The organism is Staphylococcus simiae, assembly GCF_017357005.1.
Taxonomy (GTDB): domain Bacteria; phylum Bacillota; class Bacilli; order Staphylococcales; family Staphylococcaceae; genus Staphylococcus; species Staphylococcus simiae_A.
Window position 1 is genome coordinate 314,692 of the sequence record NZ_CP071589.1, and the last position, 18,752, is coordinate 333,443.

The 18,752-nt window shown below is 32.1% G+C and carries 21 protein-coding genes; 13 read left to right on the forward strand and 8 right to left on the reverse strand.

Annotated elements, in window-relative coordinates; translation table 11 throughout:
• The first annotated feature begins 186 nt into the window (after window positions 1–186).
• Genes J3R86_RS01310 through J3R86_RS01320 form a run of 3 tightly spaced genes read left to right on the forward strand, consistent with a single transcriptional unit; the run spans window position 187 to window position 2,767 of the window.
• Window positions 187–1,113, forward strand: a complete 927-nt coding sequence (locus J3R86_RS01310; RefSeq protein ID WP_207517732.1) for a VOC family protein — start codon at window positions 187–189, stop codon at window positions 1,111–1,113.
• A gap of 13 nt (window positions 1,114–1,126) precedes the next feature.
• Window positions 1,127–2,188: an LLM class flavin-dependent oxidoreductase gene (locus J3R86_RS01315; protein WP_207517733.1), complete on the forward strand. Its 1,062-nt coding sequence runs from the start codon at window positions 1,127–1,129 to the stop codon at window positions 2,186–2,188.
• Window positions 2,189–2,200: 12 nt separating this feature from the next.
• Window positions 2,201–2,767, forward strand: coding sequence for an NADPH-dependent FMN reductase (locus J3R86_RS01320; protein ID WP_207517734.1), 567 nt, complete (start codon window positions 2,201–2,203; stop codon window positions 2,765–2,767).
• Between the two features lie 86 nt (window positions 2,768–2,853).
• Here J3R86_RS01320 and J3R86_RS01325 read toward each other — a convergent pair whose 3' ends face one another.
• The 3 genes from J3R86_RS01325 to J3R86_RS01335 all read right to left on the reverse strand — a co-directional run bounded on the left by J3R86_RS01325 (window position 2,854) and on the right by J3R86_RS01335 (window position 5,842).
• Window positions 2,854–3,849, reverse strand: coding sequence for a YeiH family protein (locus J3R86_RS01325; protein ID WP_207517735.1), 996 nt, complete (start codon window positions 3,847–3,849; stop codon window positions 2,854–2,856).
• Window positions 3,850–4,022: 173 nt separating this feature from the next.
• Window positions 4,023–5,117 carry an ABC transporter permease gene (locus J3R86_RS01330; protein ID WP_207517736.1) on the reverse strand — a complete coding sequence of 365 codons (1,095 nt, stop codon included), beginning with the start codon at window positions 5,115–5,117 and terminating at the stop codon, window positions 4,023–4,025.
• Window positions 5,114–5,842, reverse strand: a complete 729-nt coding sequence (locus tag J3R86_RS01335; RefSeq protein WP_207517737.1) for an ABC transporter ATP-binding protein — start codon at window positions 5,840–5,842, stop codon at window positions 5,114–5,116. Before J3R86_RS01335 ends, J3R86_RS01330 begins: the two co-directional genes overlap by 4 nt.
• 137 nt (window positions 5,843–5,979) lie before the next feature.
• Between J3R86_RS01335 and J3R86_RS01340 the strand changes: the two genes are divergently transcribed.
• The 5 genes from J3R86_RS01340 (at window position 5,980) to J3R86_RS01360 (ending at window position 11,249) form a co-directional block, all read left to right on the forward strand.
• Window positions 5,980–6,543 (forward strand): TetR/AcrR family transcriptional regulator, encoded by a 564-nt coding sequence (locus J3R86_RS01340; protein ID WP_207517738.1) that lies wholly within the window; start codon window positions 5,980–5,982, stop codon window positions 6,541–6,543.
• Window positions 6,544–6,647: 104 nt separating this feature from the next.
• A complete protein-coding gene (locus J3R86_RS01345) occupies window positions 6,648–7,190 on the forward strand; it encodes a GNAT family N-acetyltransferase (protein WP_207517739.1) in 543 nt (180 codons plus the stop codon).
• 282 nt (window positions 7,191–7,472) lie between these two features.
• Window positions 7,473–8,327 (forward strand): iron uptake system protein EfeO, encoded by an 855-nt coding sequence (efeO, locus tag J3R86_RS01350; protein ID WP_207517740.1) that lies wholly within the window; start codon window positions 7,473–7,475, stop codon window positions 8,325–8,327.
• Window positions 8,324–9,553 carry an iron uptake transporter deferrochelatase/peroxidase subunit gene (gene efeB, locus J3R86_RS01355; protein WP_431607776.1) on the forward strand — a complete coding sequence of 410 codons (1,230 nt, stop codon included), beginning with the start codon at window positions 8,324–8,326 and terminating at the stop codon, window positions 9,551–9,553. Before efeO ends, efeB begins: the two co-directional genes overlap by 4 nt.
• The gene (locus J3R86_RS01360) at window positions 9,534–11,249 is read left to right on the forward strand and encodes an FTR1 family protein (protein WP_207517741.1); all 1,716 of its coding nucleotides are present in this window, start codon (window positions 9,534–9,536) and stop codon (window positions 11,247–11,249) included. The genes efeB and J3R86_RS01360 overlap by 20 nt, the downstream gene beginning before the upstream one ends.
• 115 nt (window positions 11,250–11,364) lie before the next feature.
• On the opposite strand, the gene tatC is transcribed toward J3R86_RS01360, so the two are convergent.
• The 3 genes from tatC to J3R86_RS01375 form a co-directional block, all read right to left on the reverse strand.
• Entirely contained in the window at window positions 11,365–12,111 is a 747-nt protein-coding gene (gene tatC, locus J3R86_RS01365; RefSeq protein WP_207517742.1) for a twin-arginine translocase subunit TatC, read from the reverse strand.
• On the reverse strand, window positions 12,068–12,283 hold the full coding sequence (locus J3R86_RS01370) for a twin-arginine translocase TatA/TatE family subunit (protein WP_002462886.1): 216 nt from the start codon (window positions 12,281–12,283) through the stop codon (window positions 12,068–12,070). The genes tatC and J3R86_RS01370 overlap by 44 nt, the downstream gene beginning before the upstream one ends.
• 111 nt (window positions 12,284–12,394) lie before the next feature.
• Window positions 12,395–12,784, reverse strand: coding sequence for a DUF1398 domain-containing protein (locus J3R86_RS01375; RefSeq protein ID WP_207517743.1), 390 nt, complete (start codon window positions 12,782–12,784; stop codon window positions 12,395–12,397).
• A 250-nt stretch (window positions 12,785–13,034) separates the two neighbouring features.
• On the opposite strand from J3R86_RS01375, the gene J3R86_RS01380 reads away from it, so the two are divergent.
• The 5 genes from J3R86_RS01380 (at window position 13,035) to J3R86_RS01400 (ending at window position 16,765) form a co-directional block, all read left to right on the forward strand.
• Window positions 13,035–14,231: a M20 metallopeptidase family protein gene (locus J3R86_RS01380; protein WP_207517744.1), complete on the forward strand. Its 1,197-nt coding sequence runs from the start codon at window positions 13,035–13,037 to the stop codon at window positions 14,229–14,231.
• A 135-nt stretch (window positions 14,232–14,366) separates the two neighbouring features.
• Window positions 14,367–14,570 carry a helix-turn-helix transcriptional regulator gene (locus tag J3R86_RS01385; RefSeq protein ID WP_002462893.1) on the forward strand — a complete coding sequence of 68 codons (204 nt, stop codon included), beginning with the start codon at window positions 14,367–14,369 and terminating at the stop codon, window positions 14,568–14,570.
• A complete protein-coding gene (locus tag J3R86_RS01390; protein WP_207517745.1) occupies window positions 14,567–15,283 on the forward strand; it encodes a DUF3169 family protein in 717 nt (238 codons plus the stop codon). The genes J3R86_RS01385 and J3R86_RS01390 overlap by 4 nt, the downstream gene beginning before the upstream one ends.
• A 16-nt stretch (window positions 15,284–15,299) precedes the next feature.
• Complete coding sequence (locus J3R86_RS01395) at window positions 15,300–16,139, forward strand: ABC transporter ATP-binding protein (RefSeq protein WP_207517746.1); 840 nt, start codon at window positions 15,300–15,302, stop codon at window positions 16,137–16,139.
• Window positions 16,139–16,765, forward strand: coding sequence for an ABC-2 transporter permease (locus tag J3R86_RS01400; protein WP_207517747.1), 627 nt, complete (start codon window positions 16,139–16,141; stop codon window positions 16,763–16,765). Before J3R86_RS01395 ends, J3R86_RS01400 begins: the two co-directional genes overlap by 1 nt.
• Window positions 16,766–16,906: 141 nt before the next feature.
• On the opposite strand, the gene J3R86_RS01405 is transcribed toward J3R86_RS01400, so the two are convergent.
• Window positions 16,907–18,031 carry a low temperature requirement protein A gene (locus tag J3R86_RS01405; RefSeq protein ID WP_207517748.1) on the reverse strand — a complete coding sequence of 375 codons (1,125 nt, stop codon included), beginning with the start codon at window positions 18,029–18,031 and terminating at the stop codon, window positions 16,907–16,909.
• 139 nt (window positions 18,032–18,170) lie between these two features.
• Window positions 18,171–18,749, reverse strand: coding sequence for a TetR/AcrR family transcriptional regulator (locus tag J3R86_RS01410; RefSeq protein ID WP_242685741.1), 579 nt, complete (start codon window positions 18,747–18,749; stop codon window positions 18,171–18,173).
• Between the last annotated feature and the right edge of the window lie 3 nt (window positions 18,750–18,752).

Below are 18,752 nucleotides of genomic sequence, written 5' to 3' on the forward strand. Positions count from 1 at the left end.
GATTTTAGACAGATTGTGTGACGGTTTTAGTAGGAAATGATGATGATTATATTTATACAATTAATTGTATGGTTGGAAAAGTGAAGTATAGAAATGCCTCTCTATAGTAAGAAGTGTGGTAAAAGAGGTAAAAGGTTGCTATTTTTATATACCTAGTATAATATGTATATCAAAAGGAGTGGTCATATGAATGTAGTTGGACACCATCATATTTCGATGTATACGAAAGACGCGCAACAAAATAAAGATTTTTATACTAATGTGTTAGGTTTGAGACTCGTTGAAAAGTCAGTTAACCAAGATGACCCATCGATGTACCATTTATTTTATGGTGATGAGGTTGGTACTGCTGGCACTATTTTAAGCTTTTTTGAAATACCTAATGCTGGACAAAAAAGACAAGGTACGGAATCCATTTATAGATTTGCATTATTAGTACCTAGTAACGAGGCACTTGATTATTTTGAAGCACGTTTAGAGCAACATCATGTCCATAGCGAACGACTAATATATTTAGGACAACAAGGTCTTACTTTTAAAGATAGTGATGATTTAGAAATTATATTGTTAGTGAATGATGATTATGAAATTCCACATGCTTGGCAAAAGAATCGTTATAGTGATGTGCCACAACAATACCAAATTTTAGGTATGGGTCCTGTAGAATTAAGAGTAAGAGATAGTAAAAGAACTATAGATTTCTTAGAAAATGTGTTAAATTATCATCAACGTGATAACTTTGAAGAAACAGTATTAACTGTCGTAGACAATGGACTATATTCTGACTTTGTAGTGATTGAACAGGCTGGTGAACGTGTCAGACCAGGTCGTGGCTATATTCATCATATAGCTGTGAACACACCTAAAGATAGCGATTTAGATGCAATTTACAATGAAATACAACAGCAACCACAAAATAATTCTGGCATTATTGATCGCTATTTCTTTAAATCATTGTATTTCAGACAAAATTCAATTATGTATGAATTTGCTACTGAACAACCTGGATTTACAGTTGATACACCTGTAGAAGCATTAGGACAAAAGTTAAACTTACCAGATTTTCTAGAAGACCAACGCGTTGAAATTGAAAGTAACTTACATGAAATTTAAAGGAGCATATTAAATGGCAAAATTAGAAATGAATAAAAATACGCCGCTTGAATTTGGTTTATATTCTTTAGGGGATCATTTATTAAACCCTCATAAAGGTGAAAAAATTAGTTATGAACAACGTATTAATGAAATTATCGAAGCAAGTAAGTTAGCCGAAGATGCTGGTATTGATGTTTTTGCAGTTGGTGAAAGTCATCAAGAACACTTTACAACGCAAGCACATACAGTGGTATTAGGTGCAATTGCTCAAGCTACAAGTAAAATTAAAGTATCTAGTTCTTCTACAATCATTAGTGCGACTGACCCTGTTCGAGTATTTGAAGATTTCGCGACATTAGATTTAATTTCACATGGTAGAGCAGAAGTTGTTGCTGGTAGAGCTTCAAGAACAGGTATCTTTGAATTGTTTGGTTATGATTTAAAAGATTATGATGAACTATTCGAAGAAAAATTAAATTTATTATTAGAATTAAATAAAACAGATCGCATTACATGGTCTGGAAAATATCGTCCTGATTTAAGAAATATGAAGATCTTCCCAAGACCAATAGATGACACTTTACCAATATGGCGTGCAGTAGGTGGACCACCAGCGAGTGCTATTAAAGCAGGTAAACAAGGTGTTCCAATGATGATTACTACACTTGGTGGTCCGGCAATGAATTTTAAAGGTTCTGTTGATGCTTATCGTCAAGCAGCTACAGAAGCGGGTTTTGATGCATCACCTGAATCATTACCTGTAAGCACAGCAAGTTTATTCTATACTGCTGAGACAACACAAGATGCCATGCGTGAATTTTACCCTCATTTAAATACAGGTATGTCATTTATTCGTGGTGTAGGTTATCCAAAACAACAATTTGCTAATTCACCAGATTATCGTGAAGCATTAATGGTTGGTAGCCCTCAACAAATCATTGAAAAAATATTATATCAGCATGAATTGTATGGTCATCAAAGATTTATGGCACAATTAGATTTTGGTGGCGTGCCATTTGATAAAGTGACGAAAAATATTGAATTGATAGGTAATGAAATTATTCCAGCTATCAAAAAACATTTAACTAAATAGGAGCGTCAAACTATGAATATTGTTTTATTATCTGGTTCAACTGTAGGTTCTAAAACGAAAATTGCGATGGATTACTTGAAAAGTGATTTAGAAGTAATGAATGAAGGTCACAATATTGAATTGTTAGATTTACGTGATCTTGAGTTAGAATTTAGTGAAGGAAAAAATTATTTGGATACAACAGGTGATGTTTACACATTAACAACAGCATTGATGCAAGCTGATGTCATCTTTATAGGATTTCCAATCTTCCAAGCATCTATTCCTGGTGCATTAAAAAATGTCTTTGATTTACTTCCAGTCAATGCATTTAGAGATAAAATTGTAGGGATAGTAACGACAGCAGGTTCAAGTAAACACTATTTAATTCCAGAAATGCACTTGAAACCAATTTTAAGTTATATGAAAGCACATACGATGCAAACCTATGTCTTTATAGAAGAACGAGATTTTTCAAATCAACAGATCGTGAATGATGATATTATTTTCCGCTTGAATGAATTAGCACAATCAACGATGCGTACAGCCAAGATACAACAACGGTTAATTGAAGAAGAAAACGATCAATACGATTTCTAAAAGATAAAAATAAGACGTTCGGCACACTAAATAAGTGATAACCGAACGTCTTCTTATTTTAAGTAATATAATAGAAAGTTAAAAGCTTAACTATATAACCAATGTACAACGATAAAAGCTAACGTGGATAAACATATAGAAGTTATAACAATAGTGACTAATGGTTTTAAAGCACGATTTTTCAGATCTTTGAAGGCAACATTTAATCCTAAAGCAACCATTGCCATTAATAAACAAATTGTTGATATCGTGTTTAAAATATTAAGAATCGTTGGTGGTATCGTTATGTAAGTATTGACTAGAGCCATAATAACAAAACCAATTAAGAAGTATGGAATACTAACACGACTTTTTTCAGTAGACTCACTAGATTTAAAGCGCATCACTAAGACGAGTACAATCGTTAATGGGATAAGCAAGAATACTCTACCTAATTTACCAAGCAAGGCAATTTTCAAGGCATCGCTACCACCAAATCCACCAGCTAATACAACATGTGCAATTTCATGAAGACTGACTCCAGACCACGCGCCATAAACATTTGTAGTCATTGAAAAGACAGCAAAGATAGCAGTATAGATGAGCGAAAAAATTGTGCCAATTAAAGCAATAATACCAATACTAATAGCAGTATCATTTTCTTTAGATTTGAAAATAGGGGCAACAGCAGCAATGGCTGCAGCACCACAAATACCAGTACCTACACCTAATAATAGCGCGATATTTTTATCACCGTTTAATAATCTATTTACTAATAACATCATGCCAATACTAAAAATGACGACACCAACATCAATAGCGAGCAATTTACTACCTTGGCCAATGATATCGAATATATTGAGTTTTAAGCCATATAAGATAATAGCAAATCGTAATAAGTATTTAGATGAAAAGGTAATGCCAGAACGGTAAGCTTCTGGATATCCTTTGAAATGTCTGTAGAAGATAGCGATTAAGATGGCGATAGTTAAGGCGCCGACTTTATCCAATACAGGTAATTTTGCGACCAAAAAGCTAAATAGTGCCACAACAAAAGTTAATAGTAAACCGATGATGAAATTCTTATTCTTTGAAGATGTCATTGTATTAGCCTCCTTTAACAGCATTTTAGCACTGTTAAAGCGTTCATTAAATACAATTTTGCAAATTAGACATAGTGAAGAAGCCTGATATTAAATTTAATTTAAACAGAAGAGCCTGATATGAAAAAATATCATACTTATAGTTAAGTTTTTGGCAGTAACTGTTTTGCTATTTAAACTTTACGATAGCGTTTCAAGCCAATGATGTTGAGTACTGTAAAAATGGTAATAAATACAAACAATACTAATAAATCAATCCATATATTTTGCCAGCCTTGCCCTTTAATCATAATATTAGTTAAAGCATCTCCAGCATATCTTAGTGGAAATAGATAGCCTAAGTTTGCTAGCCATGGCGTCATATTCTCAAGTGGGAAAATACCTGAAAAGAATACTTGTGGTACAGCGATTAATGGAATGAACTGTATCATTTGGAATTCAGAATTAGCAAAAGTAGAAACAAAGATACCCATTGTTAATGCTGTAAATGCTAATAAAATATTAACAATTAATACCAAATATAGTGGTCCGGCTAAGTCAATTTTTAATAAATATATGGAAAATAGTACAATGATTAAAGTTTGAATAATTGCGAACAAACCATAACCCGCTAAATAACCAAAGACAAGTTCACTACGTTTGACCGATGTTGCTAATAAACGTTCTAATGTACCAGATGTACGTTCTCTTAATAAGGCAATACCAGAAATTAAAAAGACGAAAAAGAAGACAAAGAATCCCATTAATATTGGGAACATTTTAGTGAAATAAGTACTATCTGCATCACCATATAAATAATGATTAGCCATTGTTAATTGATTATTGTTACTTTGTGCCTTGGATGTCATTTGCTTAGGTAATTGATTGATGATTGACTTGATATCGTTCATTTTATCTTGTTGAAGTGCTTGAGCCGTTAATTGTTTAATCGTCTGTGTCTTACTTGGGTCTTCATTGGTATATGTGACCTCAAGTTTATGATCATTTTTAGTTATCAATGCATCGAGATTATGGTTTTCAATTGTAGCTTTGTCAGTATTGTTATATTTGATATCTATGATGTCTAAATCTTTATGCTTCATTTGTTCCGTGATATTGTGTGGCACATTGTCAGTGACACCTAATCTTAGTGATGTATCTTCATTACTATTAAAAATAAAATACATCAGTGTTAAGATGACTAGGGGTGCTAAGAACATTAAAGCGAGTGTACGTTTGTCTCTTAATAATTCAGTTAATACTCTTATGATAATGGCGTTTAATCTCATGATTCTTCACCTTCTTCTGCTTTTAAAAATACTTCTGCAATTGTGTGAGCGTTAAATTGTTGCTTTAAGTCGTCTGGTGATCCTAGTGCGAAGAGTTGACCATCGATAATTAAGCCTACTTGATCACAACGTTCAGCTTCATCCATCACATGTGTTGTAACGATGATACTCTTGCCTTGTTGGGCAAAGGATGTTAATTGTTGCCAAATGGACTGACGTAAACTTGGATCAATTCCAACAGTAGGTTCATCTAAAATGATTAAGTCAGGATCTTGTAATAAAGCAATAGCTAATGATAAACGACGTTTCATACCACCTGAAAAGGTTGAAACTGTTTTGTTTAAGGCATTAGTAAGTTGAACAAATTCTAAGTTGCTGTTTATAGCAGTAGTAAGGCTTTGACCATGTAAACCTGATAGTTTACCAAAAAATGTTAGATTCTCTTTAGCTGTTAATCCACTATATAAGGCATCTGTTTGCCCCATATAACCGATACGAGATAAGATTTGGCGATTAGGAATACGCTGGCCGAAAATATCAGCTTGACCACTATCTAATTTTTCCATACCTAATAAACATTTAATCGTCGTAGTCTTACCGGAGCCACTTGGTCCAATTAGACCTAAAATTTGCCCTTGTGCAACTTCGATGGAAATATCCTTTAAAATGGGTTGTTTATTATAAGATTTATTGGCATGTTTTAATCGTGCAGTTATGTTTACCATGATAATCCCTCCTTGTTAATAGACACTGTGTAAAATAAATGTCACCATGAGTATAAGACAAAATAAATTGGTCACTAGCATAAAGTTAATATAACTAGACATTTACATATAAAATGTACAATAAAAGTAGGGATAATATGGATGAACAACAATTTACGGATACAAGAATCGTTAAAACTAAGCACAAAATACGCCAAGGTTTATTAGAGTTATTGCTAGATAAGTCGTTTGATGATATTGCAATTAAAGATATTTGCCAACAATCCGGTGTGAGTCGTGCCACGTTTTATCTACATTATAAAGATAAAAATGATTTGATTATTAAATTGCAACATGAAGTGATGACTAAAGGTAAGCGTATGATGCTAAATCAACTAAATACGTCAAGAAAAGCATTTTTTAAGACTATTTTAAATTTTTGGCAACAAGAAGGAGAAATTATACTGTTATTAATTTCGGATAAAGGTTCAGAATTAATAAGACAACAAGTGAAGAAAATGTTACAAGCTAATATTGAAGTAAACATCATTCCTATTGTGCGTACGCAACATTTATCCACTAAAGAGAAATATTTTTTAGTTATTTTTTTAAGCAATGCGATATTTGGTGTGATACAAGATTGGGTTAACCGTGGTAGGCCAGAAACTGTTGAAGAAGTTGCGGGGATTATGGATAAGATTATTGCTTCTGCTTTTAAATAATAAATGACTGCAACGAGGTAACAAGAAATGTCGTTAACAGTAAATAAACATGTTAAAATAATAACAATTTACATGGCTTTCAAAATCGTGAAGGGGATGGTAGTATGTTTGAACTTACAGTGAATGAGCATATAAGTCTAAAAGGGTTGGAATTAGCAGATGCGAATGCATTATTTAATCTTGTAGATAATTCACGAGAGACACTTGGACAATGGTTGCCTTGGGTGCCGTTAACTAAAGAACCATCTGACAGTGAAGCATTTATCAGAGGTGCTATTCAACAATATAATCAAGAAAATGGTGTGCATTGTGGGATTTGGTACGATGGTCAACTAGCTGGTGTCATAGGACTGCACTATATCGATCGTATGAATCAACGGACATCTATTGGTTATTATTTAGCTAAACAATTCGAAGGACAAGGTATTATGACCGAATCAACACAAGCGCTAATTGACTATTGCTTTACAGAACTTCGTTTGAATCGTGTTGAAATTATGACGGCAGTAAATAATTTTAAAAGCCAAGCGATTCCGAAACGACTGGGATTCACTGAAGAAGGCATATTACGACAAGATGAATTACTTAATGGACAATTTTCATCAAGCTATGTCTTTAGTTTGTTGAAATCGGAATATCAACAATAAATATAAATATGATATAGCGAGCAGTGTTCTAATAGAGCACTGTTTTTTAATTTTTTTACTAAATTTTAAAAAATCAAAACTGTTGTTGACACTATTCTAAGTTAACCATATAATTACTTTGATAATGATTATCAGTCGCACAATTTAAATAGTACAATAGCTTTGAATACTTTATTCAAGGACTATAACAGTGTTGAGTGGATATAAAACTTTCCTAATTAACATTGTAATCATACATATATGACTGATAATTAAATTTTAAAAATTTGATGAGGTGTCAGGATGAAAAAGTTAACAACGGTATTATTAGCATCAACATTATTAATTGCAGCATGTGGTAATGACGACAGTAAAAAAGAATCTTCAGACTCATCTAAAAAAGATGACAGTACTAAAGCAGAATTGAAACAAGCAACGAAAGCTTATGATAAATATACTGATGAACAGTTAAATGAATTCTTAAAAGGAACTGAAAAATTTGTTACAGCAATCAAAGATGATGATATGGATAAAGCAAAAGAATTATATCCTAAAGTACGTATGTATTACGAACGTTCAGAGCCTGTCGCTGAAGCATTTGGTGATTTGGATCCTAAGATTGATGCACGTTTAGCTGATATGAAGGAAGAAAAGAAAGAAGATGAATGGACAGGGTATCATAAAATCGAAAAATCTTTATATGAAGACAACAAAATCGATGCTACAACTAAAAAAGATGCTGACCAATTATTAAAAGATGCTAAAGAATTACATGCGAAAGCAGACACTTTAGATATTACTCCAAAATTAATGTTACAAGGTTCAGTAGACTTATTAAATGAAGTATCAACTTCTAAAATAACAGGTGAAGAAGAAATTTATTCACATACGGATTTATATGACTTCAAAGCAAACATTGAAGGTGCACAAAAGATTTACGAATTATTTAAACCAGCTTTAGAGAAAAAAGATAAAAAATTAAGTAAAGACATTCAAAAGAACTTTGATAAAGTCAATGCTTTATTAGATAAATACAAAGATGGTAACGGTGGTTATGAATCATTCGAAAAAGTATCTAAAAAAGATCGTAAAGAATTTGCAGATGCTGTCAACTCACTTGGTGAACCATTAAGTAAAATGGCTGTGATCACAGAATGATGAAAGAAGACGACCACAAAGAAGAAACTGGTTATTCAAGACGTTCTTTCTTGAAAATGCTAGGTGTCGGTGGTGCCGGTGTTGCTATAGGTGCCAGTGGTGTAGGTAGTGTTTGGTCTTTTAAATCGATGTTTGATACACCAGAAGATACTGATAAAGACGCCTATGAATTCTATGGCAAGGTACAATCTGGAATTACGACACCCACACAAAAAACATGTAACTTTGTAGCTTTAGACTTAAAAGATAAAAATTTAAGTGCGGTTAAAGAGATGTTTAAAGAATGGACGAAGATGGCAGATAGAATGATGGACGGTGACGCAGTAGAAAAAGGTGGCAAAAATCCTTTAATGCCACCTGTAGATACTGGTGAAGCAATGAGTCTTAGTGCTAATAAGTTAACAATTACGTTTGGTGTTAGTAAATCAATGATGAAGAAAATTGGACTTTCAAGTAAGATTCCAAAAGATTTTAAAGATTTACCTCATTTCCCTAATGATCAATTAGAAGAAGACTATAGTGATGGGGACATTATGATCCAAGCATGTTCTAATGATTCACAAGTGTCATTTCATGCCGTCCATAATTTAGTACGCCCTTTTAGAGATGTAGTAAAAGTTCGATGGTCTCAATCAGGTTTCATCTCTGCCAAAGGTAAAGAAACACCAAGAAACTTAATGGCTTTTAAAGATGGCACAATCAATCCAAGAAAGAATAATGAACTCAAAGATTATGTCTTTATTAAAGATGGTTGGGCTAAACAAGGGACATATTGTATCGTACGTCGTATTCAAATCCATATTGAAACTTGGGACCGTACGTCATTAGAAGAGCAAGAGGCTACATTTGGACGTAAGCGTCAATCAGGGGCACCTTTAACTGGTGGCAAAGAATTTGATGAGATAGATTTAAAAGCAAAAGATAGTACAGGTGAGCTTGTCATTGATAAAGATGCGCATGCTAGATTAGCTAAAGAAGCGAACACATCTATTTTACGTCGTGCTTATAATTATATTGATGGTACAGATGAAAGAACAGGTAATTTTGAAACCGGTTTAATATTTATTGCATTTCAACAATCGCCACAACAATTTATAGATATTCAAAATAATTTAGGTAGAAATGATAAGTTAAATGAATATATTACACATAGGGCATCGGCATCCTTCTTAGTGCTACCTGGAGTTAAAAAAGGAGGATACCTAGGTGAAACATTATTTGACTAAAATAGCCATGACTTTAATGATCATCCTTATGGCATATAGTATGATTCCAACAGATGGTCATATTGTTAAAGCGCAATCAATTAGTGATGTCTACAGTACAATTACAGATGCTAAATCAACAATTAGTGATGACAAAGCATCAAAAGCTGATAAAGATAAAGCTATCAAACAAGTATCAACAGATATTGATAACTTAAAAGTTAAAGACAATAAACAAGGTAAAGCTGTTAAAAAAGATGTAAAGGCATTAGAGAAAGCTAAAAGCACATCACAGCAACAAGATAAGTTGTCAGATTTAACAAAATCATTAATTGCTTATGAAGAAAAGCTTGATAGTAAAGATGCATCTTCTAAAATCAAATCGTTACAACAACAAGTTGATGCTAAAGATAAAGCTATGCAAAAGGCAATTAAAGATAAAGATAAGAATGATTTAGAAAGCTTAAATACGAGTTTAAATCAAATTTGGACGAGTAATGAAACAGTTATTCGTAATTATGATGCTAATCAATATGGTCAAATTGAAGTTGCACTGATGCAATTGAGAGTGGCAGTTCAAAAAGAACCATTAGATACGAATAAGGTAAAAAATGCTTGGACAACATTCAAGTCAAATATTGATAACGTAGATAAAAAGCAAAACAGTAAAAATGATAGTAAGTATAAAGTGACGCAACTTAATGATGAATTAGAGAAAGCGATTAAAGCTATTGATGATAATAATTTATCTCAAGCAGATACAGCACTTAGTCATTTCATACAAATTTGGCCTTATGTAGAAGGTAAAATTCAAACTAAAGATGGCGCACTGTATACTAAAATTGAGGACAAAATTCCTTACTATCAAAGTGTCTTAGATAATTCCAATAAAGACCGTATTAAAGGTGGATTAGAAGAAATAAATAGTCAAATTAAAGATACGGTTGGACATAGTTATTCATTTGTCGATGTGATGATTATCTTCTTACGTGAAGGGTTAGAAGTATTACTTATAGTCATGACACTAACTACAATGACACGTAATGTTAAAGACACTAAAGGTACAGCAAGTGTCATTAGTGGTGCACTTGTAGGTTTAATTTTAAGTATTGCGTTAGCCGTCGTTTTTGTACAAACACTAGGCAATAGTGGTATTTTACGTGAAGGTATGGAAGCGGGCTTAGGTATTATTGCAGTAGTATTAATGTTTGTTGTTGGTATTTGGATGCATAATCGCTCAAATGCAAAACGCTGGAACGATATGATTAAACAAATGTATCAAAATGCCATAAGTAATGGTAACTTAATACTATTAGCTACGATCGGACTGATTTCTGTCTTACGTGAAGGTGTAGAAGTAATTATTTTCTACATGGGTATGGTAGGCGAATTGGCTACTAAAGATTTTGTTATTGGTATTGCCTTAGCCATCGTCATACTTATTATTTTCGCTTTACTATTTAGATTTATAATTAAATTAATTCCTATATTCTATATTTTCAGGGTGTTGTCTATTTTAATCTTTGTGATGGCATTCAAGATGTTAGGTGTTAGTATTCAAAAATTACAATTACTAGGTGTTATGCCAAGACATGGTATAGAAGGATTACCAACAATTAATTGGTTAGGATTCTATCCTAGTGTTGAAACTGTCTTAGCACAAGTGGTTTACGTTGTATGCATTGCATGCTTCGTCTTACTAAAACGAAAAAAATAAAAACAGGCTGTGATGGCCTGTTTTTTATATTGCTCATGAATCATAATGTCATTTTTTAAGGACTAATACATTAGCAGAGAAGATTAATGCGCTCTCTAATGTGTTAGTCCTATTGTTATTGTCTATAAGTGATTTTGACGATTAACATACTAAACTCAAATAATAAGATAAGTGGTAATGTTAATAAAATATTTAATGTTAAGTCTGGTGGTGCAATAATGCTAGCAGTCACAAAACAAGCAAAATAAATATATTTACGATAATGTTTCAGCGCATGTGCATCAATAAGTCCAAATTTAGCTAATCCCATAAAAAGAATAGGCAATTGGAATAACACACCAAAGACGAGTAGCCAACGTATTAATTCACCAAGATAGGCCTTAAAGCCAATGACTGGATCAATATGTAATGTGGCTGATAATTTTAAAGAAAAGTTAATAATAAGTGGGAAGCCGATATAAAAGGCAAACACCACTCCAACAATAAATAACAGTGCACTAAAAATGCTATATTTATAGATAAAATGACGTTCATGATGATGTAGTCCTGGTGACACAAAAGACCATAATTGATAAAAAATGACAGGTGATACCAAACAAAGTGCAATAAAGAATATAACCATGACATATATTTGAATCATCTCAGTAAAAGAAAATGCATGAAGTACGACATGTGCACGCGTAATGTATGAAATGAATGATGTCATCCACCAAAATGATGAAATATAGACAATCACTACTGAGATTACAAAGCACACTAATATTGTGACGATGCGTTGACGTAATTCACTAAAATGTTCAAGCAAAGAATGATAGTCACTAGTGTTCTCGCTGTTGTTTGGATTCCTTACTGGGTGTGTCATGAGAATCTTTATCTAAATCATCAGCTGCTGATTTAAACTCTTTTAAAGTAGAACCTATGGCACGACCAAATTGTGGTAATTTTTTAGGTCCAAAAATAATTAAAGCGATAATACTAATTACTACTAAACTTGTAGGACCTGTAATACCTAAGACAAAAGTATTTGCTAACATGTTCATCCACCTCATTTCTTTCGTAATGTATAGTATTAACTGTATACCTAACGATAATGATTATCAATGAAAATTTACGCAAATATTAAAAATATTGTTTCATAAGCTGAGTTACTGTGGTATTTGTTCAGAAACTATAGCGTTGTCTTGTAAATCTAAATAAGTACAAGTACCTTGATTAATATCAATTAACCATTTATAAATTCCAGCTTGTGCTATTTCATTACAAAATGTTGGAAAATCAGTTTGACCTTGTTGATGTCTAATTAATACATCTTGTACGACTTTGACATCAGCTATGCCTGCTATATTGCTATTAGCTTTAACTGATTCGGCAATAACATCTTCTTCCATTGGATGAATATATGTAGCAATGCCTTTTTGTATATTGACGGTATTGTACGTCATACCCATGTCTTTAAATGCTGCGAATAATTTAGGGAAATCGACACCAGTATATTGTTGATGTGCTTGTTCTATTGCTGATAATGAAAATTCCATAATGAATAACTCCTTTATTGTTATGTTTTATTTTATAAATAGAAGGCAATAATATATTGTTCATTAGTCATAACATAGAACATTTAGTACTGCAATCTCTATGACAGCAATATTGATTATGGCGTATGACAATAGAATTGTAAAAGTATATAGCTTACCACCATTTTATAAGGGGAATTGTTTAACAATTCATATTATTTAGACTTATACTTAGTATGTATTGGAAGTTAATATATAGGAGGATCTGTCTATGACAAACTTAAGAGAAACTGTATTTAAAAAGATAGAAGATAAACAGCAGCGCATTATTGAGTTACGCAGACATTTACATTCACATCCAGAATTATCATTTGAAGAAGAGAATACAAGTCAATTTATTAAAGACTTTTACAAAGATAAAGATGTCAAGATGCATACTGATTTAAATGGGCAACATGGGCTAGTCGTTGAAATTAACGGTGGACAGCCAGGTAATACCATCGCTTTACGTGCTGATTTCGATGCTTTACCCATTAAAGAAGATACCGGATTAGAATTTGCATCTCAACATGAAGGTGTGATGCATGCATGTGGACATGATGCACATACAGCATACTTGTTAGGCGTTGCTGAAGCATTAATAGAGGTTAAAGAAGACTTGCCTGGTACTGTTAAAATTATTCATCAACATGCTGAAGAAGTACCTCCAGGTGGCGCTCAAGATATTCTAGCATCTGGTGTGTTAGATGATGTAGATGAAGTGTATGGTATTCACTTCTTCCCAAATTTAGATGTCGGTACTATTTTTGTGCATCAAGGGGAAGCATTTGCTGGTCGTTCAAACTTTGACATGCATATTCAAGGTAAAGGGGGTCATGCAGCAATGCCCCAAAATACGAATGATGCTCTAGTAGCAGGTGCATATTTTGTAACAGAAGCACAAACAGTAGTATCACGTCGCATTGATCCTTTAGAGTCAGCTGTGGTATCTATCAGTGCCTTTGAAGCGCCAGGAGGTTACAATGTTATTCAAGATAATGTCACGTTACGCGGAACAGTACGTTATATGAATGAAGATTTAAAAGAAACACTTTATAACGAAATAAATAATATTGCACAAGGATTAGAAACAACATTTAATGTCAAAGTCAATTTAGATTATAAATACGACTATCCTGTGTTGTATAATAACGATAAACAAACAGATGCTGTACAACAAATTTTAGAACAGGCACAAGGTAGTTATGTGACAGACGTTGTCGATCTTGGGCCTATTACTGGATCAGAAGACTTTGCGTATTACTTAACTGATAAACCAGGTACATTTATTGTTGTTGGTGCTAAACCAGTAGACCATGAAGTTTATCCACTACACCATCCAAAGATGGTCTTAAATGAAGATGGATTCCAAGTTGCTGCTAAAGCAATAGCAGATATTGCTTTAAATCGCTTAACAGCAGAAATTTAATAATTTTAACAGTAATAACATTGACTATGAAACACTCAAAAATAAGGTGTTTCATAGTTTTTTTAGTCTTTTTGACAAATATAGTTGTCAAAAAGACTAATATATTTTACAATTTACATAAGGAGTTGATGCTATGTGCGTAACAGATTAAAAGAATTGAGAGCCAAAAATGGATTGAACCAAACACAATTAGCTAAATTAGCACAAGTATCGAGACAAACGATTTCATTAATAGAAAGAAATAGTTTTACACCCTCTGTCTTAACAGCTATACGTATTGCACGTATCTTTAATGAAACAGTGGAGAATGTGTTTATCTTAGAGGAGGATGAAACATGAAAGTAGTAAGATACATAGTACTTTTAATTATTGGAGGCATTGTAGGTGGAATTTTTGGCTTGTTGATAAGTGGTGAAGGTATTGGCTTTGAAAAATGGCAATTTGCTACACATAATAATGTCATTATCATTACTATTATAGCAACAATTACTATTATATTATTAGAATGTATCGTATTACTATTCCAGAGAAAAGCGTTAAATTATAAAAAGTTAGTAGACAATAATGAGGAGCTAGACAATGTAGATGAATATGAGTTATTAGCAAATCATTACTTTTTTAAAGCGAATTTGCTGTCTAATTTACAGTCTTCTATTCCTTTAATAGTGTTATTAATTTTTACTTTTGGACGAGGTAACTTTACATCAATTGTATACTTCTTAATACCATTCCTTTTGAGTTCGGTATTAGCAACACAAACAATGTTTTTCAGTAGGAAATTTGACTCAAGAATGCCGAAGATAGGTGAAAAGAATTCCATCGAAAAACGCTTTGCCATTATGGATGAAGGGGAACGCCATATCACCCTGTTATCGTTATTTAAAATTTTCAATGTTAATGTAACATTATTATTTTTAGCAATTGTTTTGATAGGATTTTATTCTATTTCTACAGGCATTAATCAAAGTTTTAGCCTATTAATTGTTATTGCTATTTTTGTTTATAGTTTGTTTAATTACCTATTCAAAATTCAACAATATTATAAAAATTAAGGTAGGAGAGAGTATTATGACAAAGTTACTAAAGATAGAGCATTTAACGAAGAGTTATAGTGAATCTTCCTTTAAATTAGAAAACATCTCATTATCTATTGACTCGAGTGAGACAGTAGGACTCATTGGGAAAAATGGTTCTGGTAAATCAACATTAATCAATATTTTAGTAGGAAATCGCCATAAAGACAGTGGTAATATTGAATTTTTTGAACAACCATTAACTAAAGATATGTCTTATAAAGAGGAAATTGGAGTCGTATTTGATGACTTAAGAGTACCTAATAAATTAACTGTGACAGAAGTTGATAAAATTTTTGGACATATTTATCAATCATGGGATAGTAATCGTTATTTTGAACTGATACAACATTTTGACTTGCCAAAAGATACAAAATTATCAACCTTTTCTAGAGGAATGAGGATGAAAATAGCATTGTCTGTTGCAATGTCACATCATGCAAAATTATTGATTTTAGATGAAGCAACGGCAGGTATGGATATATCTGGTAGGGAAGAAGTTTTAGAATTACTGGAGATGTTTGTTGAACAGGGTGGAGGAATTTTGATTTCCTCACATATATCTGAAGACATAGAACAATTGGCCGATAAATTAGTATTTATGAAAGATGGCAAGATTATTTTAACAGAACGAAAAGATAAATTATTAGCGAAATATGGCATTGTGACAACAGAGAGTGAAGAAATATCTATTCCTGAACATACTATTGTAGCTTCAAGATCATATAAGGGTCAAAGACAAATATTAGTTAATGATACTTTGCAAGTATTTGATGCGCAGCCGTTAACTCATATTGATGATGCGACTAAGATTATGATGAGAGGTGACGTATAATGAAAAGCATGTTATTAACAAGTTTTTATACTACTAAAAATAAGACATATATTTATCTATTAATAGCTATTTTAGCAGCTGCTTTTTTCTCTTTTACTAATCCTTTAATGAGTAGTACTATGGCTGCTATTTTCTTGATTACTCCTATTACTGATAATATCAAACAAGAAAAAGATTCTCGTTGGATGTATTACGTATCGACATTACCCATTAAACGTAGTGATTATATTAAAGCTTATTTTGTTTATTACTTAATACTGTTAATTATTGGGGCAATCATAGGTATCATTTCAACGAGTATAGTTACTCAAAGTATAATGTTGGGATTGCTGTCAGGATTAATGGGATTTGGCGTCCTAGGCTTATATGCAATTGTTTTTCCATTAACGTTTAAATTTGGTCCTGAAAATTCCAACGTTATTATGATATTGTCTTCTATTTTAATTGTGATTTCATTTTTGGCATTCTTTTTTGTTTATGGAATGGTAGGTGGCAGTTTTGATAATGGTCATGATATTGGAATGAATAGTGTTTTAGTAACATTCATTTATTCTGTATCAGGTATCATTATTATGATATTATCATACATTTTTTCTGTTAAAATATTTAACCAACAAGATTTATAATAGGTTATCGTTTCATGTGAAATAACAATACATTAAAATAAGCTCAAAACGCTGACGGGCATCTACGAAACAATTTGTTTTGAAACAATTATTTCGATTCTATTAACACTTGATACTGTCATCGTTTTGAGCTTGTTGTCGTTACGACGCTCTATTTTGATTTTTATAATAAATTAGCATGATACTAAATGTTGCCATAGCTACTGAAATAATCATAATATGATCATGACCAACAAATATCAAACTAATAATATACGAAATAATAAGAATAGCAAGAGCATAAGCTATATATTTAATATTCATTAAGTCGTCATGGAAGTATGGCGTAATTAACCATAAACCAATATAAAATAATAATATACTGATATACATCATGTTGAGTTCAAATAGTGGATGCAACTTGTCATTGTTGCTAAAAATAATGGCGCTATTAATAATACCTAAAGCGATATTAATGATTAAATGTGTATAGGTTAAACGGAATCCTATAGACTCTAATTTATCATTAATATAATTTTCAGAAACGATCCAATACACACCAAACAAGCTGACTAAAATAATAAATTGGAATATATATGTCACACTAAAATGTGTAATGCTAAATGATGATGATGCTAGTCCGACTAGAACCTCACCGAAAATAATAATCGTTAGTAATGAGTAACGTTCAACTAGATGCATCATATTCACGGGTGATAATTTTAAATATTTACGGAATGGAATTAGTCCTGTTGCCGCAATAAAGACACCTAAAAATCCAGGAATATAATGAATACTTTGTGGTAAAACAAGCGATAAGAATGATAACAAGGCAATGACGAATGCGACTAAGGCAAATGATTGGCAAGTTCTCTTATCTGCATAATTAAGACCTGTGCGTATATGCAATAAGTATTGCGTGCCGATACTGACATACATTAATCCTACACATAAAAAGAATGGAAAGAATGTTTTCTCGAAACTAGGATATAAGCTGTTAGATAAAAATACCATAATAAATAAATTGACCATCATAAAGGTGACATCTTTGAAAGTAACTTGACCAAATCTATTGGTAAAGAATGTTTGATGTGACCATACGAGCCATAAAAATAGACTCATAACAACATATTTAAAGAATAATTCAGCAGAAATGGTACCGTTGTGTGTAGTTAAAATAACATGGGCTATTTTTTGGATAGCATAAACAAAGATTAAATCAAAGAAAAGTTCGTGAAACGCTGCACGTTTTTCTTCTAGATGTCGAGGGGTAAAACTTTGTTCCATAAAATAGTTGCTCCTTTGGGATGAATTAATTTTTTAAGTATACTATGTAATGTTTTCTTTGAATAGTTAATATTGAATTAAATGCTAATTGCATAAGAAATAATAAATCAGTATTCATGATTGGGATACTGATTCATCATTATTGAGGTACATTCAGAAATGCTTTTAATAATTGATAGGTTTGTTCTTCTATATCGTGTTTATCATATTCCTCATTTTGTAAATAAAGGTCTATCAGTTCAATAATGCCACTAGATGCGAATTTTAAAAATAATTGTGGTTCGATATTATTTAGACGATAGTGCTGCTCGTCAAGTTTATCAGCAAGCTCATCAGAAATGAGTTGTTGTAATTGACGTTTATATTTTTGAGCAATAGAAGTTTGAAATAAAGTATTGAAAAATTGCCGATGATTATTAAAGTAATCAAACCAAATTGTTGTGCCTTCTCTAAGACCTAATTCCTTTTTGGCTAGACAAATGTCATGAAGTTCTGACATCTTTTGATCAACCATTTTATCTAATAAATCATATTTATCTATGTAATGTAAATAAAAAGTTTTACGTCCAATTTCAGCCTGTTCTGTAATATCTTTGACAGTAATTTTATCAAAGTCCTCATTATAGAATAATTCTAGAAAGTGGTTACGTATCGCTCTTTGTGTTTTTTGTATGCGTAAATCCATAATGTTCCCTACCTTTATATAACCCATTTTCATATG

Excerpts from the sequence above, each read along its gene's own strand:
- efeB (WP_431607776.1), top strand. The coding sequence starts at position 8,324 with ATGATGAAAGAAGACGACCACAAAGAAGAAACTGGTTATTCAAGACGT.
- J3R86_RS01335 (WP_207517737.1), bottom strand. The coding sequence starts at position 5,842 with ATGGTAAACATAACTGCACGATTAAAACATGCCAATAAATCTTATAAT.
- J3R86_RS01410 (WP_242685741.1), bottom strand. The coding sequence starts at position 18,749 with ATGAAAATGGGTTATATAAAGGTAGGGAACATTATGGATTTACGCATA.
- J3R86_RS01375 (WP_207517743.1), bottom strand. The coding sequence starts at position 12,784 with ATGGAATTTTCATTATCAGCAATAGAACAAGCACATCAACAATATACT.
- J3R86_RS01395 (WP_207517746.1), top strand. The coding sequence starts at position 15,300 with ATGACAAAGTTACTAAAGATAGAGCATTTAACGAAGAGTTATAGTGAA.
- J3R86_RS01325 (WP_207517735.1), bottom strand. The coding sequence starts at position 3,849 with ATGACATCTTCAAAGAATAAGAATTTCATCATCGGTTTACTATTAACT.
- J3R86_RS01320 (WP_207517734.1), top strand. The coding sequence starts at position 2,201 with ATGAATATTGTTTTATTATCTGGTTCAACTGTAGGTTCTAAAACGAAA.
- J3R86_RS01380 (WP_207517744.1), top strand. The coding sequence starts at position 13,035 with ATGACAAACTTAAGAGAAACTGTATTTAAAAAGATAGAAGATAAACAG.
- J3R86_RS01390 (WP_207517745.1), top strand. The coding sequence starts at position 14,567 with ATGAAAGTAGTAAGATACATAGTACTTTTAATTATTGGAGGCATTGTA.
- J3R86_RS01405 (WP_207517748.1), bottom strand. The coding sequence starts at position 18,031 with ATGGAACAAAGTTTTACCCCTCGACATCTAGAAGAAAAACGTGCAGCG.
- J3R86_RS01340 (WP_207517738.1), top strand. The coding sequence starts at position 5,980 with ATGGATGAACAACAATTTACGGATACAAGAATCGTTAAAACTAAGCAC.
- J3R86_RS01345 (WP_207517739.1), top strand. The coding sequence starts at position 6,648 with ATGTTTGAACTTACAGTGAATGAGCATATAAGTCTAAAAGGGTTGGAA.
- J3R86_RS01400 (WP_207517747.1), top strand. The coding sequence starts at position 16,139 with ATGAAAAGCATGTTATTAACAAGTTTTTATACTACTAAAAATAAGACA.
- J3R86_RS01370 (WP_002462886.1), bottom strand. The coding sequence starts at position 12,283 with ATGTTAGCAAATACTTTTGTCTTAGGTATTACAGGTCCTACAAGTTTA.
- J3R86_RS01310 (WP_207517732.1), top strand. The coding sequence starts at position 187 with ATGAATGTAGTTGGACACCATCATATTTCGATGTATACGAAAGACGCG.
- J3R86_RS01315 (WP_207517733.1), top strand. The coding sequence starts at position 1,127 with ATGGCAAAATTAGAAATGAATAAAAATACGCCGCTTGAATTTGGTTTA.
- J3R86_RS01330 (WP_207517736.1), bottom strand. The coding sequence starts at position 5,117 with ATGAGATTAAACGCCATTATCATAAGAGTATTAACTGAATTATTAAGA.
- tatC (WP_207517742.1), bottom strand. The coding sequence starts at position 12,111 with ATGACACACCCAGTAAGGAATCCAAACAACAGCGAGAACACTAGTGAC.
- efeO (WP_207517740.1), top strand. The coding sequence starts at position 7,473 with ATGAAAAAGTTAACAACGGTATTATTAGCATCAACATTATTAATTGCA.